Source organism: Ruegeria sp. BHSA123, from assembly GCF_059613425.1.
Window position 1 is genome coordinate 72,594 of record NZ_JBXWSL010000009.1, and the last position, 15,525, is coordinate 88,118.

Here is a 15,525-nt window from a genome sequence, read left to right on the forward strand (position 1 = left end):
GCGGTGAGGTCGTCGCAAGCCGCTCTCTTGATCCTGCCCCCCGCAAACGTCTATATGAGCGCCGAACACGCAAACATGATGACGAGGACGCACTATGGCAGGCCACTCCAAATGGGCCAACATCCAGCACCGCAAGGGGCGTCAGGACGCCGCGCGGTCCAAACTGTTTTCCAAACTGTCGAAAGAGATCACTGTCGCCGCCAAGATGGGCGACCCCGATCCCGACAAGAACCCGCGCCTGCGTCTGGCGGTGAAAGAAGCCAAGTCGAACTCGGTCCCCAAGGACGTGATCGACCGCGCGATCAAGAAATCGCAAGCGGGTGAAGGTGACGATTACGAAGAAATCCGCTACGAGGGCTATGGGCCCAATGGTGTTGCGGTCATTGTCGAAACCATGACCGACAATCGCAACCGGACCGCATCGACCGTGCGTTCGACCTTTTCGAAGAATGGCGGCAACCTGGGCGAGACCGGTTCGGTCGGTTTCATGTTCGAACGCAAAGGCGAGGTTGTTTACCCGGTGACCGCAGGGGATGCAGATTCCATTTTCGAGGCGGCCATCGAAGCGGGCGCGGAAGACGTCGAAAGCTCGGATGACGGTCACATCATATGGTGCGCCGATACCGATCTGAACGATGTCTCCTCTGCATTGGAAACCGCGCTTGGAGAATCAGAATCCACCAAGCTGGTCTGGAAACCGACCACAACGACGGAACTGGGCCTGGAAGACATGCAAAAGCTGATGAAGCTGGTAGATGCTTTGGAAGACGATGACGACGTGCAGCGTGTCACGACCAATTTCGAAGCCACCGACGAGGTCATGGCGCAGCTTTAAGCTGACCCAATACCAACTCATTGAAACCCGGTCGCAACGGCCGGGTTTTTTGTTTTTTGATGGTCTTATTGAATTATTGGCTGAAACAATCGATGCGCTTAGGCTGAAAGTGCGGGAAATACAGAAAACACGAAGACACAGTACGAATGACATCCGAAACTTCCGATCAGACCAAGCGCAACGTGCCCGTCCTGGCCGGGCAAAGTATCCTGTCTCAGGTCGCGTGGACGCTCGGCAGCCCGTCGGTTGTTTTGCCGTTTTTAGCCGTTTCCTTCGAGTTGCCGATGTTTGTAGCAGGGGCACTGGTGTCGGTGCGGATGGTCGGTTGCTTGATTGCCGACTTCTTTCTGGCGCAACCCGTTGCAGCAAGAAGCCGGAAGAAACATGCAATTGCGTTGACCGAAGCGGTCATTGGCGCCTGTCTGGTTCTGGCAATAGCTGCGGCCGCGACCGGGGCTGTCCCATTGATCGCAGTGGTTTTCCTGTCTGTATTTCTTGTGATCGGGCTTGTCAGCGAAGTGCAGACCTTGATGCTTACGGATCTGCTAGGGGACCATGTTCAGGCGCGTTCGCGCATGGTCATGCAATATCTACAGCTTGGTGCAGGGGGGCTATGTGCCATTGGCCTTGCGTTGCTGGTGCATCAGATCACCAAGGATAATCCACCCTTTTCGCGCCATTCAGTCATGATCGGCGTTTCGGTTTTGTTCTTCCTTCTGTCGGGTCTGTTCATGCTGGCGATGACAGAAACCGTGCGTGAGGGTGCGCCGACGACACCGCAGAAGTCCGAAAGGGGCATTTCGATTAAGGCGAATATCAAGGGTATTCTGGGTATGTTCGAATACCAGTGGTTCCGGAGCTATATGATCATGCGTCTGCCCTTGGTTGCTGTGTCGCTGTCCGTTCCGTTCTTCGCGCTCATCGCAGCCGAAGCGCATCACAGCTCGACACAGGGTTTGACCGCGATGATCGTTTCTTCTGCCTCGGGATATCTAGTATCGGGCCCTCTGTGGCAAATCATCAACATGAAATCCCATCGTGCGGTCATGGTGGTCGGGACATTGATGGTCGCCGCAACAGGCAGTGTTCTATTGGTTTTCCACTATTTGGGCATCGACCATCAGGTTCACTTGCATGCAATTGCACTGTTCGTTGTCACCGTTGCTGTGACCGGGACCAGCAGTGCGCGTAAGCTCTATTTTCTGGATGTGGCACCCAAAGAGCAGCGGGTGCGAGGATCGGCAGCGGTCAAGGCGTTCGCGCGTTTAACCGCGGTGTTGTTGTCTGCGGGCCTTGCCGCTGTCGCCCACATGCACGAGGTCGCGATGGCCGTCGCTTTCATCGTCGTCGCCAGTCTGGTGTCCTGTATAAACTGCTACCGCATGATGCAACCAGAACGGAAAAAGGCGGAACAGCCCTCGAATTGAGTTTTTGGCGAGCGTCGCGAAAGCCTCAGAAGAAGGATGAAATCTCTTCCAGGGGTTTCTTGAGTTTTGCCACAGCAGGCACAGTCGCTCCTTCTGACGGGTGTCCCACCGCGATAATCATGGTTGGTTTTTCCGACGCGGGCCGGTCCAGCGCGTCGTTCAGAAACCGCATCGGGTTTGGGGTGTGGGTCAGGGTGCTGAGGCCCGCGTGATGCAGCGCGGCAATCAGAAAGCCGGTGGCAATGTTCACACTTTCCGGGACGTAGTAGTTCTTGTACCGCGTTCCATCCTCGAATTGCCCCCAGCGCTGGGCAAAAACCACGATCAGCCAGGGGGCGATTGTCAGATGTTCTTTGACCGCGTTGGTGCCGATGGGCTCCAGTGCCTTGATCCATTCATCCCCGGCGCCACCTGCGTAGAACCGGCGTTCTTCTTCTTCGGCTTCTTCCCGGATGCGGTGTTTCAGGGCAGGGTCCGAGATGGCTGCAAAATGCCAGGGTTGGTGATTGGCGCCAGACGGCGCGGTACCCGCGGTGCTCAGGCTGGTTTCGATTACCTCACGGGCAACGGGGCGGGGGCTGAAATCCCGTACAGTATGACGCTGACGCATCTTTTCGTAAAATGCCTGCGCCGCGCCCAGCATGTCTGTATCGCTGATGTCGCATCGGTCCGGCAGGGGAATGGGGTCATAGCTAAGAGCGTCACGTGAGAACATCGGTTCCTCCGAAAATGTCGTGTTTGTTTAGTCGCTTTGAGGCGGAAGCAAAATCCGTTCTGAAGCTTTTTTGACAGCCTGGGTCAGTGGTTTGAGTGCGGGCGCGAGAACACGCCCAACCTGCCAGCTCAGCGCGACATCCAACGGCGCATCAGGTACGATGGGGCGCAACAGCCCTTGTTTCAAAGCCTCCTGCACCAGAGCCGCAGGGTTCATACCCCACCCAAGCCCGGCAATCGCCGCGTCCACAAATCCTTGTGAAGAAGGCAGGAAATGAGACGGGGGTGACAGACGTTTGCCAGTGTGTTGAACAATCCAGGCCCTTTGCAGCCCGTCCTTTTGGTTGAAAACCAGGCAGGGTGCCTTGCCCAGCTCTGCCTCGGTCACTTCGTCCCGAAACCAGGTGTTAATGAAATCCGGGCTGGCTGTTGGCAGATACTGCAACACGCCCAATGGGATCGCGTCGCACCCGGTCACTGTCTGACCACCAACGGTGACGGCGGCGCTCACCTCGCCCCGCCGCAGCCAGTCTGCGGAATGATCCTGATCGTCGATCACCAGATCGAAAAGCATGTCAGGCACCTGCGCCATCGCATCAACAAACCAGGTGGCCAGACTGTCTGCCGGTACGGCAATGCGGACGTGGGCGGACCTTGGTTCCTGCTCCAGCGTCAGTTCTCGAACCAGCTGTGCCTCAAGCAGTCCGACATCTTCCGCGTAACGGGCAATGCGCAGCCCGGCGGGCGTTCCGGTGCAAGGAGTGCCCCGATGTATCAGGGTGGCTCCAATCCGATCCTCAAGCGCCCTGATCCGCTGGGATATCGCCGAGGGTGTCACCGCCAGCTCTGCCGCAGCCGCATCAAAGCTGCCATGGCGCAGAATGGCAGACAAAGCGGACAGGTGAAGAGGATCAAGCAGCATTAGCCAGGCTTAACTTGGGATAACATCTTTAATTTGATAGATCGCACCGACGGCCTTAGTCAACGTCTTGCAGTAGTAGGAGATCCCATGCCCACGTCCATAATCGCCGGTTTCGCGCTGGGTTTCAGTCTGATTCTCGCCATCGGGGCACAGAACGCCTTTATTCTGCGACAGGGGCTGCGGCGTGAACATGTGTTCCTTCTGTGCCTGACCTGCTCAATGTCCGACGCGGTTTTGATCGTTGCAGGTGTCACGGGGTTAGGGACCCTGACCCATTCAGCTCCCTGGTTTGAACTTGTAATGCGATATGGCGGGGCCGCTTTTCTGACGTGGTATGGGCTGCGCAGCTTCGGGTCTGCCCTGCGGGGTGGCGCGGTGATGGAAGCGGGCAACGGTCCGCGAACCAGCCTCAAAACCGCGATGCTTACCGCTCTCGCCTTCACCTGGCTGAACCCGCATGTCTATCTGGACACAGTGGTTCTGATCGGCTCTATCTCGGCACAGTATGATAACCGGGTCGGATTTGCCATTGGGGCAGTCACTTCCAGCTTTGTCTTCTTCTTTTCACTTGGATACGGCGCTGGTGTTTTGTCTCCGGTGTTTGCGCGCCAGCGCGCTTGGCAGGTGCTGGACGCAGTGATCGGGGTCGTAATGCTGGGTATCGCACTGAAACTTGTTGTCATGTGAAGGGTTGTTCCCGACAGGGTTTCGGTGTTCAACCTAAGCCATGACATCGTTAGCCGTTTCGTCGCGCCCGCTTGCCGGTATGTTCTGGATGTTTACCGCCGGGCTGTCCTTTGTTGTGATGACCGCTTTGGTCAAATCTCTGGGCACGACGATGAACCCGATCCAGGCCGCATTTCTGCGTTATGCGCTGGGATTGGTGTTTCTGTTACCGGCCTTGCGGTCGATCATGGCGACCCGGCTGACACCCCGCCTGCTGACATTGTTCGGTTTACGCGGTGTCGTACACGCGATTGCTGTCATGCTCTGGTTCTTCGCCATGACACAAATTCCCTTGGCCGAAGTCACTGCCATGAACTACATGACGCCGGTTTATGTCACCTTGGGCGCAGCCCTGTTTCTGGGCGAGAAGCTGGCTTTTCGCAGGGTCGCCGCCATTCTGGTCGCCTTGGTGGGCGTGCTGGTCATCCTGCGCCCCGGGTTTCGCGAGGTCTCACAAGGTCACCTTGCCATGCTCGGAACGGCCCTGATGCTAAGCGGGTCCTATTTACTGGCCAAGCTTCTTGTCCGCGACGTGCCGCCTTCGGTTGTCGTGGCGCACCTGTCCATCTGGGTAACCATCGCCTTGATCCCCTTTGCGGTTGCCGTCTGGACCCGGCCCAGTATGCAAGAACTCGGGGTTCTGTTTCTGGTGGCCAGCTTTGCGACCGCAGGGCATTATTTCATGACATTGGCGTTGCAGGCCGCGCCTGTGGCCGTCACACAACCCGTCACATTCCTGCAGTTGATCTGGGCCACGCTTGTGGGTGCTGCGATCTTCCACGAAAGCGTTGACCTTTGGGTTGTGGCTGGCGGAACCCTGATACTGGGCGCTGTAAGCTTCATCTCATGGCGCGAGTTCATGTTGAACCGTCGGGACTTGACGCCTCCCAGTATTGCGCCGAAGCTATGAAGTGACATCTCTGCGCTTACATTGATTGACGAGTCAATAAAAACATCCTAGCTTGGTCGCATGACACCTGTATGGGGAAAGCGATGCCAAAAGTTGGAATGGAGCCGATCCGCAAGGACGCGATTGTTCGAGCGACGATTGCTGAACTGGGTGTCAAGAAATCCCTGGATGTAACCGTAAGCCAGATTGCCAAACGCGCAGGCATGTCCAGCGCATTGGCACACCATTATTTTGGCGGAAAGGATCAGATATTTCTGGCCGCAATGCGTCAGATCCTCGCCGACTTCAGCGACGAAGCCAGGGCCCAGTTGAAAGCGGCCAAACCGGGCAACCGGGCAGAGGCGATTATCCACGCCTGTTTTGCCCCTTCGTGTTTCACACCTGACGTGACTGCCGCCTGGATGACCTTTTATGTGTTGGCGCAGACCAACAATGACGCGCTGCGTTTGTGGCAGATCTATCAGGCGCGCATCAGGTCGAATTTGATCCATGCCCTGCGCCCCAGGATGCAGGATCCGGTCGAAGCTGCTGAAAACATGATTGCTTTGATTGATGGGCTCTATATTCGCGCAGCGCTCAGCGCCCCGGAAGAACCGCAACTGGCCGTGAACCACGCAATGCGCGTGCTCGATACTCTGCTCGAGGCTGAAAAATGACAAAACCAAACATTCTGATCCTGATGGTGGATCAGCTGAACGGAACCCTCTTTCCCGACGGTCCCGCTGACTGGCTTCACGCTCCGAACCTGAAGAAACTGGCGGAACGGTCGACCCGTTTTGCCAACGCTTATACTGCGTCGCCGCTTTGTGCGCCGGGGCGGGCCAGCTTCATGTCCGGTCAATTGCCCTCACGCACCGGCGTCTACGACAACGCGGCTGAGTTCCGCAGCGATATCCCAACTTACGCACACCATTTGCGCAGGGCCGGGTATTACACCTGTCTGTCAGGCAAAATGCACTTTGTCGGCCCGGACCAGATGCACGGGTTTGAGGATCGCCTGACAACTGATATCTACCCGGCCGATTTTGGCTGGACACCGGATTACCGCAAACCGGGCGAGCGGATCGACTGGTGGTATCACAACATGGGATCGGTGACCGGCGCGGGTGTTGCCGAGATTTCCAACCAGATGGAGTATGATGACGAGGTCGCCTATAACGCAAAGGCCAAACTCTATGACCTTGCGCGCGGCAAGGATGACCGCCCATGGTGCGTGACGGTCAGCTTCACCCATCCGCATGATCCCTATGTCGCCCGTCGCAAATACTGGGACCTCTATGAAGATTGCGCGCACCTGCTGCCCGAAATCGCTGATATCGGCTATGAAAACCAGGATTCTCACGCCAAGCGGATCTTCGATGCCAATGACTGGCGCAGCTTCGACATCACCGAGGAAGACATTCGCAAGTCCCGCCGTGCCTATTTCGCCAACATCACATATCTCGATGACAAGATCGGTGAAATCCTCGAAGTGCTGGAAACGACACGGCAAGAGGCGATCATCCTGTTCGTCTCGGATCACGGTGACATGCTGGGTGAACGTGGCCTCTGGTTCAAAATGAACTTCTACGAAGGCTCGGCGCGCGTACCTTTGATGATATCGTCCCCGGATTTGCCTGCGGGGCGGATCGATACGCCGGTTTCCACCATCGACGTGACACCCACGCTCGGGGCTCTGGCAGGCGTTGACATGGACGAAATCGCACCATGGACGGACGGCGAAAACCTGGTGCCATTGGCGCAAGGTGGCACGCGAACCGCGCCTGTGGCCATGGAATACGCGGCTGAGGCATCTTACGCGCCGCTGGTGTCGCTGCGCTATGGCAAGTGGAAATACAATCGATGCGCGCTGGACCCGGATCAACTGTTTGATCTTGAGGCAGACCCGCATGAGCTGACCAATCTGGCAGACAGTCCCGAACATGCGGGCACGCTGCAAACCCTGCGGGCAAAGTCCGAGGCCCGCTGGGATTTGGAGCGCTTCGACGCGGATGTCCGCGCCAGTCAGGCGCGACGCTGGGTCGTGTACGAGGCACTGCGGCAGGGCGGATATTACCCATGGGATTATCAGCCGTTGCAAAAAGCGTCCGAACGCTACATGCGCAATCATATGGATCTGAACATCGTCGAGGAAAACGCCCGGTTCCCACGCGGCGAGTAATCTCTTCGTCTTTTTGAAAATACTCCCGCCGGAGGCGTTTTTCCCGGCGGGCGGGGAGTTGTGAATATGGAAGCAGATTTTGTCATCGTTGGCGCAGGGTCCGCAGGCTGCGCAATGGCATATCGTCTGAGCGAAGGTGGGGCCTCGGTTCTGGTGATCGAGCACGGTGGTACCGACTTGGGGCCGTTTATCCAGATGCCCGCCGCGCTCAGCTATCCGATGAACATGTCGCGCTATGACTGGGGATATCAGTCCGAGCCCGAACCGCATCTGAACAACCGCCGTCTGGCCTGCCCGCGCGGCAAGGTGATCGGCGGGTCATCGTCGATCAACGGCATGGTTTATGTACGCGGTCACGCACGCGATTTCGACACTTGGGCCGAGATGGGGGCCGACGGCTGGTCCTATGCGGATGTGCTGCCCTATTACAAACGCATGGAGACATGGCATGACGGTGGTCATGGCGGCGATCCGGCCTGGCGCGGAACCAACGGCCCGTTGCACGTATCGCGCGGCCCACGTGCGAACCCACTGTTTCAGGCCTTTGTCGATGCGGGTCAGCAGGCGGGATACGAGGTCACCGGCGACTATAACGGCGAAAAGCAGGAAGGCTTTGGCCCGATGGAGCAGACCGTCTGGAAAGGGCGGCGCTGGTCAGCGGCGAATGCATATCTGAAGCCAGCGCTAAAACGCGACAATTGCGATATCGTGCGGGGACTTGCGTCTCGGGTTGTCATGGAAAACGGTCGCGCCACTGGCGTGGAATTGATCCGTGGCGGCAAGAAAGAGATCATCAAGGCCCGGCGCGAGGTCATTCTGGCTGCGTCCTCGATCAACTCGCCCAAGCTGCTGATGCTGTCCGGTATCGGACCGGGCGCGCATCTGGCAGAACATGGGATCGACGTTGTTGCAGATCGTCCGGGGGTGGGTGCGAACCTTCAGGACCATCTGGAGCTGTATATTCAGCAGGCCTCGCTGCAACCCATTACGCTTTACAAACACTGGAACCTGTTCAGCAAGGGCCTGATCGGGGCGCAGTGGCTGTTTACAAAAAAGGGGCTGGGGGCGTCGAACCAATTCGAGAGCGCAGCCTTTATCCGGTCGAAACCGGGGGTGGAATACCCTGACATCCAGTATCACTTCCTGCCAATTGCGGTCCGCTATGATGGGCAGGCTGCGGCTGAAGGGCACGGATTCCAGGCGCATGTCGGCCCGATGCGCTCGCCCTCGCGGGGTGCAGTCACGCTGCGGTCGGACAGGGCTGAAGACGCACCGGTGATAAAGTTCAACTACATGAGCCACGAAGAGGATTGGGAGGATTTCCGCACCTGTATCCGACTGACCCGTGAAATCTTTGGGCAGGATGCGTTCAAACCTTACGCCGGTAAGGAAATTCAACCAGGTGCCTCTGTGCAAACGGATGAAGAGCTGAACGCCTTTATCGCGGAACATGCCGAAAGCGCCTATCACCCCTGCGGCACCTGCCGGATGGGGCGTGCGGATGACAAAGGTGCGGTGGTCGATCCCGAGGGTCGCGTCATCGGTGTGGACGGGCTGCGCGTCGCGGACAGTTCGATTTTCCCGCAGATCACCAACGGCAATCTCAACGCGCCCTCGATCATGGTGGGCGAGAAAGTATCGGATTCCCTGCTGGGCAAAGACCCGTTGCCCAAGGCCAATGACCGCCCGTGGATTCACCCGGGCTGGGCAACCGCGCAGCGTTAATCCTTCTGAACTGCCCCCGGTTGAATGCGTAAATTTTCGGCGCTTGCCGGGGGTATATTAGCAAAAAGTTCAGTGTTCTTGTCCAGATAAGCCTGAGCCACGTTTCAGAACAACTTGCCCTCTGCACGGCAGGATGGCGCGTGGTGTTGTATTGAAACTCGCGGGATTATTGCGGGTAGTTGATCCCGGTCAAAGCGAAAGCCCGGTCACGCTTCTATCACTGATTTGCAACGACATATGAAGGAGCGAACAGAAATGTCTCACACCCCGCATGAACTGGCCGAAGAGTTTCCGGACAAAGTTGAACTGATGAGCCAGCTCAAGCAAACGGATGCGCATTTTGCGCGGCTGGCCGATGAATATCATGAGGTCAACCGCGAAGTTCACCGCGCCGAAACCAATGTCGAGCCCATGGAAGAACTGGCTGAGGTTGACCTGCGCAAAAAGCGCGCGGCGCTGAAGGATGAGATTTGGGCGATCCTGTCCAAGGCTTAAACATAGTGACGGGGGCTCTGCCCCCGTCGTGACCAGAGACGCTACACCGGTGGGATAATAAATCAGACTAAGATCAAGTCACTTCATAGGGCAGGGTGCCGCGAATATGGGTGTCGATGCTCAGACGGCGTTCCAGCGGCGGGACCGAACGCTGGTGGCAGGTTTGCCGCTCGCAGATGCGGCAGGAAATACCGATAGGCTCGTAGGCGCTGGCATTGTTGATGTCGAGGTTATCAGCATAAACAAGAGCCGGGGCATGACGGACCTCGCATCCCAGCGCTATGGCGTATCGTCTGACCGGTGCGCCAAACGAGCCCCCAGATTTTGAGACATCCCGCGCCAGCGAAATATAGCGAACACCATCAGGCGTTTCCGCCAGTTGCCGCAGGAAATGCCCGGGCGTTTCAAAGGCCCGATGCACGTTCCAAAGCGGGCAGGCCCCACCAAAGCGCGCAAATTGCAGGCGTGTGGCCGAGTGCCGCTTGGTGATCGTACCGGCCTGATCAACCCGGACGAAGAAGAACGGGATACCCTTGGCGCCGGGACGCTGTAGTGTCGACAGCCGATGTGCAACCTGCTCGACCGACGCCCCGAAACGGTTGCTGAGCAGCTCCAGATCGTGACGCTCTTCCTGAGCGGCGGTCAAAAACGCGGTATAAGGCATCAGAGAGGCACCAGCGAAATAGTTGGCAAGTCCGATCTTGGCGATGGCGCGGGCTTCGTCGCTTTGGAATTTGGCGAAATCCAGCGTCGCCTCCAGCAACTGGTCCTGACTGATCAGCGCAACCTGCAACAGAAGTTGGAACACTTGCGTCTGCGGCGCAGCACGGGAGGACAGGCGCAAAATTTTGCTGTCGACATCATAAACGCGCAAGGGGCCCGTATCTGAAAAAACCACCTGAATTCCACGCTCTGAAAGGCTGCTCAGGGCGGCTTGCCGGATACCGCCGGGGCCGTCGGCGCGGTTGGCAAACAGTTCCGCAGCCCTGTCCACGGCGTCGATGTAGTTGTCGCAGTAGTGGAAGAAATCGCGCACTTCTTCCCACGGGCTGGCCTGAATGCGCGCATCTTCGCGTCCCAAAGCCTCGTCCAGCGAGGCTAGGCGTTCATGTGTCTGCCGATAGGTTTTATGCAATTCGATAAACGCCCGCGCCAGAGCCGGGGCGTTGGAAGCTGTCAGGCGCAGATCGGCCAGTGGGGGCTGAATGTCCGAAAAAACAGGATCGGCCAGCGCCTCGCGCATGTCTGAAACAAGACGTTCGCTGTCGCCGGTGCTGAGTTCGGTAACATCCATTCCGAATTCCTGCGCCAGAGCCAGCACAACCGTGGTCGAGATCGGCCGGTTGTTGTTCTCCATCTGGTTCAGGTAGGGCAGTGAAACGCCCAGTTTGGCGGCAAATTCGCGCTGCGTCAGAGTCAGGCGCGTACGCATTTCGCGCAGTTTCGCGCCCGCATAGAGCTTTTGGGTGGCCATAGGGTGCCTTTGCAAGTTTTCCAATTGCCGAGGATAACTTTGCAAAATAATTGGAGCAAGCGGTTACAGCCCCAATTGCCGTTCTCTTCGTACGACAGTTGAAATTGCGACGATCGCCAGAACGGCTGTTGCCAGCATCAGCCAAAGCAGCGGCATCGCGCCGGTTTCACGCGTCAGCAAGGCACCTGCCAGCGCGCTCAGCCCGGCGCCGCCGCCTAACATGATGGCGCCACTCAGGCCCGAGGCGGTTGCAGCCAGGTGAGGGCGCACTGATAGCGCGCCCGAGGTTGCGTTGGGGATGACCATGCCATTGCCGACGCCCACAAATGTCATGAACCCAAAGAAACTAAGTGCGGTTCCGCGGTCCGCTAAAAACAGCAATGCCGATACAGCGACGCCAAACGCATTGAACAGGCTTCCCCACAGCACCATGCGGTTCACGCCGAACCGTACTGAAAACCGCCCACTCATAAAGTTACCTACAAAATACCCAACCGCAGGTGCGCCAAAATAAATGCCAACCTGTGCCGCGCTCAAGCCGAACAGTTCTGTGCCAATGAACGGTGCGCCGCCGAGGTAGGCGAAAAACGAACCCGAAGAGAAGGCGCAAGCCAGTGAGTACCCCCAGAACCGTGGCGAGGTTAGAAGTTCGGGGTATTCCTTGAATTGCTGGACAAGCGTTTTACCGCTTTTTGCTGATGTTTCCCCAAAGTCCGAATAGGTCAGTGCCAAAGTCAGCAGACCTACGGCAAAGGGCAGCCAGAAATTCGCTTTCCAACCAAAACTCACTTCCAGCAAGCCGCCGATGGCAGGGCCAATCATTGGAACCACGGCCATGCCCATCGTCACATAACCGATCATCGAAGCAGCTTGATCCTGATCGTACATATCCCGCACCGCAGCGCGGCTGAGAACCATACCGACGACCACAACCGCCTGACACATCCTGAACGCCAGAAAAACCGTAGCATTGGGGGCAAAGATGCATCCCAGGGTTGCCATCAGGAACAGGCCTAGGCCCCAAAGCAAAACCGGTCGTCTACCTGCCTGATCCGCTATTGGACCTATGAGAATTTGCAGAATGGCATTGATCAGCAGATAAAGCGCAATCGACAGCTGCATGACCTTGTAATCGGTTTCGAAATACTCGGCCATGTTTGGCAGGCTGGGCAGAAACAGGTTCATGCTCAGGGCGGACAGGCCCGAGAGTAAAACAAGCGTCGCCAATGTGGGTGGTGTCCGGTGGACCGCGTCAGAGCTGAACTGCATGGTTCACATGTATAGCCGTGGATTTTCGGATTGCCAGTCATTCGCAGAATTACTCGTGAAAATTCGCAGTTTTGCAGTTATCCAAATTACTGTTGCTGAAATTTTGCAAATTTGCCGAAAATAGCTTTGGATGAGCGGCCCAAGCAGGTAGGGTCCCGGCAAATTAATAAGGGGATAGTCGTCATGAAAGACATTCTTTCCGAATTGGAAGCCCGTCGTGATAACGCACGTCTGGGGGGTGGGCAGAAACGGATCGATGCCCAGCACGCACGCGGCAAGCTGACCGCGCGTGAACGGATCGAACTGCTGCTGGACGAGGGCAGCTTTGAAGAGTTTGACATGTTCGTCAGCCACCGCTGCACCGATTTCGGGATGGAAAAACAAAAGCCTGCGGGTGACGGTGTCGTCACCGGCTGGGGCACGATCAACGGGCGCATGGTTTATGTATTCAGCCAGGATTTTACCGTCTTTGGCGGATCGCTGTCAGAAACCCATGCTCAGAAGATCTGCAAGATTATGGACATGGCGGTGCAGAACGGTGCGCCAGTGATTGGCATCAACGATTCGGGCGGCGCGCGCATTCAGGAAGGTGTGGCTTCGCTGGCAGGTTATGCCGAAGTGTTCCAGCGCAACATTATGGCTTCGGGCGTGGTGCCGCAGATCAGTGTAATCATGGGCCCCTGTGCCGGTGGTGCAGTGTATAGCCCGGCGATGACCGACTTTATCTTCATGGTCAAAGACACCTCTTACATGTTCGTGACTGGCCCGGATGTGGTGAAGACCGTAACTAACGAAGTGGTGACTGCCGAGGAACTGGGCGGGGCTTCGACCCATACCAAGAAATCCTCGGTCGCTGATGGCGCGTTCGAAAACGACGTCGAAGCTTTGGCCGAGGTGCGGCGCCTGGTGGACTTCCTGCCCCTCAACAACCGCGAAAAGCCGCCCGTGCGCCCGTTCTTTGACGAACCCGGCCGGATCGAGGCTTCGCTGGACACTCTTATCCCAGAGAATCCGAACACCCCCTACGACATGAAGGAACTCATCGCCAAAGTAGCGGATGAAGGCGATTTCTATGAAATTCAGGAAGATTTTGCCAAGAACATCATTACCGGGTTCATCCGGTTGGAAGGTCAGACCGTTGGCGTCGTCGCAAATCAGCCGATGGTGCTGGCCGGGTGTCTGGATATCGACTCGTCACGTAAGGCTGCGCGCTTTGTACGCTTCTGTGACTGTTTCGAAATCCCGATCCTGACACTGGTCGACGTTCCTGGCTTCCTTCCGGGAACAAGCCAGGAATATGGCGGTGTCATTAAGCATGGGGCCAAGTTGCTCTTTGCTTATGGTGAGGCGACCGTTCCGAAGGTTACGGTGATTACCCGAAAGGCTTATGGCGGTGCTTATGACGTTATGGCCTCCAAGCATTTGCGCGGTGATTTCAACTATGCCTGGCCCACCGCCGAAATCGCGGTCATGGGGGCCAAAGGGGCGACCGAGATCATTCATCGCGCCGATCTGGACAATGCGGACAAGATTGCGTCTCGCACTAAGGATTACGAAGACCGATTTGCAAATCCCTTCGTGGCAGCCGAGCGCGGCTTCATCGATGAGGTGATCATGCCGCATTCGACCCGCCGACGTGTGTCCCGGGCATTTGCCAGCTTGCGCGGCAAACAACTGAAAAACCCGTGGAAAAAGCACGACAATATCCCGCTGTGATCCTTCTGGGGGCGGGGTGATCTGCCCCGCTCAATCTTTGACCGTCACAGCGGCTCCGAGGCTAATACTCCCTCAAATTGAGGCGGAATTGACAAAAACCGGCAAATAGTAGAATGATCCGACCCGTCAGACATAGAACCGCGCAGACCAATCGTACTGCGCGCGCGACCCCGGAAGGAGGAGCTCGCCGCTGGTGGGTCCGGGGCCGCGCCATTTGTCTGATTGCTCTCACCTTCAGCCATCCAGCTTTTGCGGACACCGATACGTTGCTGCCGGTGCCGTCGGGCCAGCCAGTGCAACTGAGCGATGTCCTGCTGGACAACAATCCTGGCGAGCTTTGGCTGCGCTTTCGCTTCATCGCGCCCAGAATAGGCGCGTCAGTGGGGCGGATCGGGTATGATGTGGCGTCGAAGGATATGGAGCACCTGTGCCAGATTCTGGCCGTTCCATATGTCGCGCAGCATGAATTGCAGCCGGCGCGGGTCGTGATCTCTTTGTCCGATCGCCCGGTTGAGTTTGGTGATGCCGCCCCTGATGCGACCCAGTTTTTTGAGGCCTACCGGCTGGAGCAGTCCCAGTGTATCTGGGAGGGGCTTTGACCATGAACGCAGGAATCCATGAGTACAAAGCATCTCAGACCAACTGTGCGGCTTTGGAGGTGCGCATCATGACCCCATCCCTTTTCGGGCTCGAATTGCTTTTGTCTGCAAGTATGACACAAGGGGGCCTTTCATGCTGAAGCATCGTGGTTTTCCCGGTCGCCTTTCAGGCACAGACTTTCAGTTCACCATTCGTCGCGCCAACCCAAAGGGCGTTACACCGTTAACGCGGCGGGAGCGGTTTCGGGATCGTAAACCTGCGGACAAGCGCGCTGATATTGCGTTCATGGAAGCCCTTTGGACCCATTTCGGTGACCAGCCGTTCGAACGGGGCAATCTGGATGCCGGGCGTTTGAGCTGGCTGTTCGGGCGCGAAGTCATTCCGGCAGAAGACCCCTTTGATCCGGCCAGCTATGATGCCTTGCTTGTCATCGACGTAGACGCTGCGCGCGCATCCTTCCCGGACATCATCGACGGGATGGACTGATTGTGATATTCGCAGCCGTACATAAGCCAATCACTGCCGGTTTCGGGAAGATCCTGCCCGAAACC

At 57.2% G+C, this 15,525-nt stretch carries 15 protein-coding genes; 11 read left to right on the forward strand and 4 right to left on the reverse strand.

Annotated elements, in window-relative coordinates; all coding sequences use genetic code 11:
- The first annotated feature begins 94 nt into the window (after positions 1-94).
- Together AC2FNC_RS07305 and AC2FNC_RS07310 are read left to right on the forward strand one after the other, a co-directional pair.
- Positions 95-835, forward strand: a complete 741-nt coding sequence (locus tag AC2FNC_RS07305) for a YebC/PmpR family DNA-binding transcriptional regulator (RefSeq protein WP_480475805.1) — start codon at positions 95-97, stop codon at positions 833-835.
- A 146-nt stretch (positions 836-981) separates the two neighbouring features.
- Positions 982-2,262, forward strand: coding sequence for an MFS transporter (locus tag AC2FNC_RS07310; protein WP_496714890.1), 1,281 nt, complete (start codon positions 982-984; stop codon positions 2,260-2,262).
- 25 nt (positions 2,263-2,287) lie between these two features.
- Here the strand turns inward: AC2FNC_RS07310 and AC2FNC_RS07315 are convergent, their stop codons facing one another.
- The gene (locus tag AC2FNC_RS07315; protein WP_480475809.1) at positions 2,288-2,977 is read right to left on the reverse strand and encodes a nitroreductase family protein; all 690 of its coding nucleotides are present in this window, start codon (positions 2,975-2,977) and stop codon (positions 2,288-2,290) included.
- A 27-nt stretch (positions 2,978-3,004) separates the two neighbouring features.
- Positions 3,005-3,898 carry a LysR family transcriptional regulator ArgP gene (locus AC2FNC_RS07320; RefSeq protein ID WP_480624566.1) on the reverse strand — a complete coding sequence of 298 codons (894 nt, stop codon included), beginning with the start codon at positions 3,896-3,898 and terminating at the stop codon, positions 3,005-3,007.
- A gap of 87 nt (positions 3,899-3,985) precedes the next feature.
- Between AC2FNC_RS07320 and AC2FNC_RS07325 the strand changes: the two genes are divergently transcribed.
- From AC2FNC_RS07325 to AC2FNC_RS07350, 6 genes are all read left to right on the forward strand, one after another.
- Positions 3,986-4,585, forward strand: coding sequence for a LysE/ArgO family amino acid transporter (locus AC2FNC_RS07325; RefSeq protein WP_480554041.1), 600 nt, complete (start codon positions 3,986-3,988; stop codon positions 4,583-4,585).
- A gap of 40 nt (positions 4,586-4,625) precedes the next feature.
- On the forward strand, positions 4,626-5,534 hold the full coding sequence (locus AC2FNC_RS07330) for a DMT family transporter (RefSeq protein WP_480516206.1): 909 nt from the start codon (positions 4,626-4,628) through the stop codon (positions 5,532-5,534).
- An 83-nt stretch (positions 5,535-5,617) separates the two neighbouring features.
- Positions 5,618-6,190, forward strand: a complete 573-nt coding sequence (gene betI / locus AC2FNC_RS07335; protein WP_480554043.1) for a choline-binding transcriptional repressor BetI — start codon at positions 5,618-5,620, stop codon at positions 6,188-6,190.
- Positions 6,187-7,695, forward strand: coding sequence for a choline-sulfatase (gene betC / locus AC2FNC_RS07340; RefSeq protein ID WP_480516210.1), 1,509 nt, complete (start codon positions 6,187-6,189; stop codon positions 7,693-7,695). Before betI ends, betC begins: the two co-directional genes overlap by 4 nt.
- Positions 7,696-7,761: 66 nt before the next feature.
- Positions 7,762-9,420, forward strand: coding sequence for a choline dehydrogenase (gene betA / locus AC2FNC_RS07345; protein WP_480554044.1), 1,659 nt, complete (start codon positions 7,762-7,764; stop codon positions 9,418-9,420).
- Positions 9,421-9,675: 255 nt separating this feature from the next.
- A complete protein-coding gene (locus tag AC2FNC_RS07350) occupies positions 9,676-9,915 on the forward strand; it encodes an HP1242/YdcH family protein (RefSeq protein WP_480475823.1) in 240 nt (79 codons plus the stop codon).
- 73 nt (positions 9,916-9,988) lie between these two features.
- Here the strand turns inward: AC2FNC_RS07350 and AC2FNC_RS07355 are convergent, their stop codons facing one another.
- Positions 9,989-11,389 carry a helix-turn-helix domain-containing protein gene (locus tag AC2FNC_RS07355; protein WP_480554045.1) on the reverse strand — a complete coding sequence of 467 codons (1,401 nt, stop codon included), beginning with the start codon at positions 11,387-11,389 and terminating at the stop codon, positions 9,989-9,991.
- Between the two features lie 63 nt (positions 11,390-11,452).
- Complete coding sequence (locus AC2FNC_RS07360) at positions 11,453-12,658, reverse strand: multidrug effflux MFS transporter (RefSeq protein ID WP_480516214.1); 1,206 nt, start codon at positions 12,656-12,658, stop codon at positions 11,453-11,455.
- Between the two features lie 183 nt (positions 12,659-12,841).
- On the opposite strand from AC2FNC_RS07360, the gene AC2FNC_RS07365 reads away from it, so the two are divergent.
- The 3 genes from AC2FNC_RS07365 to AC2FNC_RS07375 all read left to right on the forward strand — a co-directional run bounded on the left by AC2FNC_RS07365 (position 12,842) and on the right by AC2FNC_RS07375 (position 15,460).
- Positions 12,842-14,374 (forward strand): acyl-CoA carboxylase subunit beta, encoded by a 1,533-nt coding sequence (locus tag AC2FNC_RS07365; RefSeq protein ID WP_480554047.1) that lies wholly within the window; start codon positions 12,842-12,844, stop codon positions 14,372-14,374.
- A gap of 113 nt (positions 14,375-14,487) precedes the next feature.
- Positions 14,488-14,973, forward strand: coding sequence for a DUF6497 family protein (locus AC2FNC_RS07370; RefSeq protein ID WP_480554048.1), 486 nt, complete (start codon positions 14,488-14,490; stop codon positions 14,971-14,973).
- A gap of 133 nt (positions 14,974-15,106) precedes the next feature.
- Positions 15,107-15,460: a hypothetical protein gene (locus AC2FNC_RS07375; RefSeq protein WP_480475833.1), complete on the forward strand. Its 354-nt coding sequence runs from the start codon at positions 15,107-15,109 to the stop codon at positions 15,458-15,460.
- Positions 15,461-15,525 lie beyond the last annotated feature (65 nt).

What these genes read in the sequence shown, in the direction of transcription:
- AC2FNC_RS07305 (WP_480475805.1), top strand. Translation starts at nt 95, where the DNA reads ATGGCAGGCCACTCCAAATGGGCCAACATCCAGCACCGCAAGGGGCGT.
- AC2FNC_RS07310 (WP_496714890.1), top strand. Translation starts at nt 982, where the DNA reads ATGACATCCGAAACTTCCGATCAGACCAAGCGCAACGTGCCCGTCCTG.
- AC2FNC_RS07315 (WP_480475809.1), bottom strand. Translation starts at nt 2,977, where the DNA reads ATGTTCTCACGTGACGCTCTTAGCTATGACCCCATTCCCCTGCCGGAC.
- AC2FNC_RS07320 (WP_480624566.1), bottom strand. Translation starts at nt 3,898, where the DNA reads ATGCTGCTTGATCCTCTTCACCTGTCCGCTTTGTCTGCCATTCTGCGC.
- AC2FNC_RS07325 (WP_480554041.1), top strand. Translation starts at nt 3,986, where the DNA reads ATGCCCACGTCCATAATCGCCGGTTTCGCGCTGGGTTTCAGTCTGATT.
- AC2FNC_RS07330 (WP_480516206.1), top strand. Translation starts at nt 4,626, where the DNA reads ATGACATCGTTAGCCGTTTCGTCGCGCCCGCTTGCCGGTATGTTCTGG.
- betI (WP_480554043.1), top strand. Translation starts at nt 5,618, where the DNA reads ATGCCAAAAGTTGGAATGGAGCCGATCCGCAAGGACGCGATTGTTCGA.
- betC (WP_480516210.1), top strand. Translation starts at nt 6,187, where the DNA reads ATGACAAAACCAAACATTCTGATCCTGATGGTGGATCAGCTGAACGGA.
- betA (WP_480554044.1), top strand. Translation starts at nt 7,762, where the DNA reads ATGGAAGCAGATTTTGTCATCGTTGGCGCAGGGTCCGCAGGCTGCGCA.
- AC2FNC_RS07350 (WP_480475823.1), top strand. Translation starts at nt 9,676, where the DNA reads ATGTCTCACACCCCGCATGAACTGGCCGAAGAGTTTCCGGACAAAGTT.
- AC2FNC_RS07355 (WP_480554045.1), bottom strand. Translation starts at nt 11,389, where the DNA reads ATGGCCACCCAAAAGCTCTATGCGGGCGCGAAACTGCGCGAAATGCGT.
- AC2FNC_RS07360 (WP_480516214.1), bottom strand. Translation starts at nt 12,658, where the DNA reads ATGCAGTTCAGCTCTGACGCGGTCCACCGGACACCACCCACATTGGCG.
- AC2FNC_RS07365 (WP_480554047.1), top strand. Translation starts at nt 12,842, where the DNA reads ATGAAAGACATTCTTTCCGAATTGGAAGCCCGTCGTGATAACGCACGT.
- AC2FNC_RS07370 (WP_480554048.1), top strand. Translation starts at nt 14,488, where the DNA reads ATGATCCGACCCGTCAGACATAGAACCGCGCAGACCAATCGTACTGCG.
- AC2FNC_RS07375 (WP_480475833.1), top strand. Translation starts at nt 15,107, where the DNA reads ATGCTGAAGCATCGTGGTTTTCCCGGTCGCCTTTCAGGCACAGACTTT.